The following is a 4,724-nucleotide window of genomic DNA, read 5'->3' as shown; positions in this document are numbered from 1 at the left end:
CGGGCCGCCGCGTAGAACTTGCCGGACATCATGCGCGCCAGGTAGTTGTTGAGCGCGCCGACGTTGGGCGAAATCGACATGTCGTTGTCGTTCAGCACCACCAGCAGGGGCAGGTCGGTGGCGCCGGCATTGTTGAGCGCCTCGAATGCCATGCCGGCGGTCATGGCGCCGTCGCCGATGATTGCCACCGCGCGCTGGCTGGAATCAAGCAGATTGAACGCCTCGGCCATGCCGAGCGCCGCCGAAATCGAGGTGCTGGAGTGCCCGACGCCAAAGGCATCGAACTCGCTTTCGGCGCGGCGTGGAAACCCGGCGATGCCGCCCGGCCGGCGCAGGCCGGCCATCGCCGAGCGGCGGCCGGTGAGGATTTTGTGGACGTAGGTCTGGTGGCCGACGTCCCAGACGATGCGGTCGCGCGGGGTGTCGAACACGTAATGCAGGGCCAGGCTCAGTTCAACGGTGCCGAGATTGGAAGCCAGGTGGCCGCCGGTGCGGGAAACCGACTGCACCAGGAATTCGCGCAGTTCGGCGGCGAGTTGCGGCAACTCGGCCGGCGCCAGGGCGCGCAGGTCGGCAGGCGTGTGGAGGGTGTCGAGCAAGGGTGTGGCCATCTTAAAACGTCCGTTCGACCACAAAATCGGCCAGCTGGCGCAGCCGCTCGGCGCGCGCGCCAAGATCGGCCAGTGCGGCACGGGCATCGGCGCGCAGCTCCAGCGCCAGTTCGCGCGCACGCGTCACGCCGAGCAGGCTGACGTAGGTCGGTTTGTTGTTGGCGGCATCCTTGCCGGCGGTCTTGCCCAGCGTGGCGGTGGGGGTTTCGGCATCGAGCACGTCGTCCACCACCTGGAAGGCCAGGCCGATGCATTTGGCGTAACGGTCGAGCGCCGTGGCAGTCGCGCCGGACAGGGTGCCGCATTGCGCGCCCAGCAGCACCGAGGCGCGGATCAGCGCGCCGGTCTTGTGGATGTGCATGAATTCGAGTTCGGTCAGGTCGAGCGGCTTGCCCACGCTGGCCAGATCGATCGCCTGGCCGCCGGCCATGCCGCGCGATCCCGCCGCTTGCGCCAGCAGCTGCACCATCTTCAACTGGACGGCAGCGTCGTCGGTCAGCGGCTGCGCAGCGAGGATGTCGAACGCCAGACTCTGCAGTGCATCGCCCACCAGCAGGGCGGTGGCTTCGTCGAATTCGACGTGCACCGTCGGCTTGCCGCGCCGCAATGCGTCGTCGTCCATCGCCGGCATGTCGTCGTGCACCAGCGAATAGGCGTGGATCAGTTCCACTGCCGCAGCGGCGTGCTGTACGCGTTCGATATCGGCGCCCGCGACCTCGCCGGCGGCAAACGCCAGCAGCGGACGCACCCGCTTGCCGCCGCCCAGCACTGCGTAGCGCATGGCTTCGTGCAGGCGCTGCGGGGCAATCTGCGGAGCGGGGAGCCATTCGGCCAGCACGCTTTCCATGCGTGCCTGGCATGCCTGTGTCCAGGCGGCAAAATCAGTCATCGATGTCTTCGGTCTTGAAGGGCTGCAGGGCGCCGTTTTCCAGGATCTTCACTTGCTGCTCGGCATCGGCCAGTTGCTGGCGGCAATACTGCAGCAGTTCGGCGCCGCGCTTGTAGGCGGTCAGCGAGGCATCCAGCGGCAGCTGGCCGGATTCCATCTCGCCCACGATGGCTTCCAGTTCGGCCAATGCGGACTCGTAATCTTTGGGGGGTGTGGCGGCGCGGGATTTGGCCATGAAATATCGAACCCGGCGGAGAAAGGACGCTACTTTAACAAATTCGACGCGCAGGCGCCTCCCCGGGATGCTTGCCTGTGCTAGAATTTCGCGCTTTCCCTGCGCCGTCAAAGCATTGCGTCCAGGCAGGGGACATCCGTAAATCCGGTGGGCATCGGGGCCAGAGCCCTGATAGGTTTCTAATGGTGGTCGTTTCGCGATCACGCTTGCCGCTTCCGGCACCGACCGGAAGGGGGCTTGGTTTTGAGTAGGGTACGCCATGAGCGATCTCGCCGAATCCAGCGCCTTGTCGCTAAGTTCGCCTCAGTTGCCGGTTTCCTGGTACTTCGATCCGGTCATCTACGAACTGGAACTCAAACATCTTTTCAAGCACGGCCCCGGTTATGCGGGCCACCAGTTGATGGTGCCCGAGGCGGGCGACTATCACGCGCTGGAGCTGTTCGACGGCGCGAGAATGCTGGTCAACAGCGGGTCGGGCACCGAACTGCTGTCCAACGTGTGCCGCCACCGCCAGGCGCTGATGCTGCAGGGGCGCGGCAAGCTGCCGTCCAGCAACATCGTCTGCCCGATCCATCGCTGGACCTACGACAGCCAGGGCAGGCTGATGGGCGCGCCGGCGTTTCCCGGCAATCCCTGCCTCAACCTCGACCGCAGCGGCCTGCAGAACTGGCAAGGCCTGCTGTTCGCCGGTGCGCGCGATGTGAAGGCCGATCTGGCCGGCATGCAGGCGGCACGCGAACTGGATTTTTCCGGCTTTATGCTCGACCGCGTGCAGGTGACGCATTACGCCTGCAACTGGAAGACCTTCATCGAGGTGTATCTGGAGGATTACCACGTCGCGCCGTATCACCCTGGGCTCGGGCATTTCGTCACCTGCGACGATCTGAAATGGGAATACGGCGACTGGTGGTCGGTGCAGACGGTGGGAGTGAATCGCGGGCTGGCCAAGCCGGGCTCGCCGGTGTACCGGACATGGCACGAACAGGTGCTGGCCTACCAGCAGGGCAAGGCGCCCGCGCACGGCTCGATCTGGCTGACCTACTATCCGGGCCTGATGGTCGAGTGGTATCCGCACGTGCTGGTGGTGTCGTCGATCGTGCCGACCGGGGTGGAGTCGTGCAGCAACGTGGTCGAGTTCTATTATCCCGAGGACATCGTGCTGTTCGAGCGCGCCTTCATCGAAGCCGAACAGGCGGCGTATCACGAAACCGCGGTGGAAGACGAGGATATCTGCGAGCGCATGCACCAGGGCCGGCGCGCGCTATACCGGCAGGGCATTTCGGAAACCGGGCCATACCAGTCGCCGCTGGAAGACGGCATGATGCATTTCCATGCTTTCCTGCGCCGCGAGATCGAGCCCTACCTGAAATGAGTTTCTCCACATTCCCCGGCGGGCGGCGCGCACCGCCCGTTTTTTTCGCCCGCCTGCAATGAGCCGCTTTTGATGAAATCAAGCTGGATGCTGGTGGCGGCGGCCTTGTTCGCGCTGATGGGGGTGCTGGTCAAGCATGCCTCCGCGCAGTTCTCCAGCGCCGAGCTGGTGTTTTACCGCTCGGCGTTCGGGCTCCTCGCCATCTGGGGCGTGATCGCCGTCACCCATCGGCGGCTGCTGGCGCCGCTCGCCACGCGCCATCTGCGCACGCACTTCTGGCGTGGGCTGGCGGGATTCGCCGCACTGGTGCTGTTTTTTTATGCGATTGCGCGGCTGCCGCTGGCCACCGCCGTCACGCTCAATTACACCGCGCCGCTGTTTCTGGCGGCATTGTCCGCCTGGTGGCTGCACGAGCGCCATGGACGCGGGCTGGTGGCGGCGGTGCTGCTGGGGTTCGTCGGCATCATGCTGGTACTGCGTCCGCAGCTGCAGGACGAAGCCTGGCTCCCCGCACTGGCCGGGCTGGTGTCGGGTATGCTGGCGGCGGTGGCGTATGTCAACGTCAAGCAGCTGGGCCGGCTCGGCGAACCCGAATGGCGGGTGGTGTTTTACTTCACCCTGCTGGCGACCGTGGGGGGCGGCGCGTGGATGGCAGTGGCCGGATTCCATCGTCCCCAGCCCGGCGACTGGCCATGGCTGATCGGCATCGGCGTGACCGCCACGCTGGCGCAGCTGGCGCTGACGCGCGCCTACCATCGCGGGCGCACGCTCACCGTGGGCGCGCTGGCCTACACCACGGTGGGATTTGCGGCAGTGTACGACGTGCTGCTGTTCGGCGAGCGGCTGCCGCTAGCGGCCTGGATCGGCATGGCGGTGGTGGCGCTGGCGGGCATCCTGGCGGTACGCGCATCCGCGCCCTCGCGTCCCGATTCACTATAGTTAGAGACACAATCACAGGAGACATCGATGATCAGCCTTGACGTCAAAGACAACCAGATTGCGGTTACCGTAATGGGGCAGTTCACGCTCGACGATACCCGCGAATTCGAGCAGGCGGTGTGCTACGGCATCCAGTTTCAGGGCACGGTCAATCTGCTGTTCGATCTGCGCGACATGCTGTCGTACAGTCTGGACGTGGCGTGGGAGGAACTGAAGTTTTCCCGTGAGCACAAGAACGATTTCGACCGTATCGCGATCCTGACCGGCGACCAGTGGGTGGCGTGGAGCATGTGGGTGAACCGCCTGTTCATGTCGGCGGATATCCGCCTGTTCGACGAACTGGAACTGGCGCAGTCATGGGTCGCCGGCGGCGAACTGCCGGCCGCAACAGCCTAGCGCGCAGGCCGGAAGATTTCCGCGTTGGCGTAATATGCGGCGTTTGCGCTGGCCGCATCCCAGCCGGGAATGCCTTGTATCGGCAGGGGCGCAAGCTGGCGTGGGGTGTCGACGGTTTCGAGCGCGGCGACCGCCAGCGCATCGGCAGCATCGGGGTCGAGCGAATCCGAGATCAGCGTCAGGCATTTTCCAGTCATCGAGGGATAAGGCGCCAGCGCCTTTTCCAGCAGCGCATGGCCGACCACCACAAAGCCCATGTCACTTTCCACGCGGGCACGCGCT

General features: G+C 65.1%; 7 protein-coding genes. 3 read left to right on the top strand and 4 right to left on the bottom strand.

Annotation, left to right across the window (positions count from 1 at the left end; translation table 11 throughout):
- From Q0L94_RS10705 to Q0L94_RS10695, 3 genes are all read right to left on the bottom strand, one after another.
- The coding region (locus tag Q0L94_RS10705; protein WP_296753171.1) for a 1-deoxy-D-xylulose-5-phosphate synthase N-terminal domain-containing protein at positions 1-611 on the bottom strand (611 nt) is incomplete at its 3' end.
- A 1-nt stretch (position 612) separates the two neighbouring features.
- Positions 613-1,500, bottom strand: a complete 888-nt coding sequence (locus tag Q0L94_RS10700; protein ID WP_296753169.1) for a polyprenyl synthetase family protein — start codon at positions 1,498-1,500, stop codon at positions 613-615.
- Positions 1,493-1,735, bottom strand: a complete 243-nt coding sequence (locus Q0L94_RS10695; RefSeq protein ID WP_296753167.1) for an exodeoxyribonuclease VII small subunit — start codon at positions 1,733-1,735, stop codon at positions 1,493-1,495. Before Q0L94_RS10695 ends, Q0L94_RS10700 begins: the two co-directional genes overlap by 8 nt.
- 259 nt (positions 1,736-1,994) lie before the next feature.
- Here Q0L94_RS10695 and Q0L94_RS10690 point away from each other — a divergent pair, with 259 nt between their 5' ends.
- From Q0L94_RS10690 to Q0L94_RS10680, 3 genes are all read left to right on the top strand, one after another.
- Positions 1,995-3,107 carry an aromatic ring-hydroxylating dioxygenase subunit alpha gene (locus Q0L94_RS10690; protein WP_296753166.1) on the top strand — a complete coding sequence of 371 codons (1,113 nt, stop codon included), beginning with the start codon at positions 1,995-1,997 and terminating at the stop codon, positions 3,105-3,107.
- A 72-nt stretch (positions 3,108-3,179) separates the two neighbouring features.
- Entirely contained in the window at positions 3,180-4,046 is an 867-nt protein-coding gene (locus tag Q0L94_RS10685; RefSeq protein ID WP_296753164.1) for a DMT family transporter, read from the top strand.
- A gap of 27 nt (positions 4,047-4,073) precedes the next feature.
- Positions 4,074-4,442, top strand: a complete 369-nt coding sequence (locus Q0L94_RS10680) for an STAS/SEC14 domain-containing protein (RefSeq protein WP_296753162.1) — start codon at positions 4,074-4,076, stop codon at positions 4,440-4,442.
- On the opposite strand, the gene Q0L94_RS10675 is transcribed toward Q0L94_RS10680, so the two are convergent.
- Positions 4,439-4,724 (bottom strand): DUF3025 domain-containing protein (locus Q0L94_RS10675; RefSeq protein ID WP_296753160.1); only part of this gene is annotated, 286 nt, incomplete at its 5' end. The genes Q0L94_RS10680 and Q0L94_RS10675 overlap by 4 nt on opposite strands.

The sequence above is a fragment of the Thiobacillus sp. genome, assembly GCF_024708915.1.
This window is presented reverse-complemented; position numbering and strand designations above follow the sequence as displayed.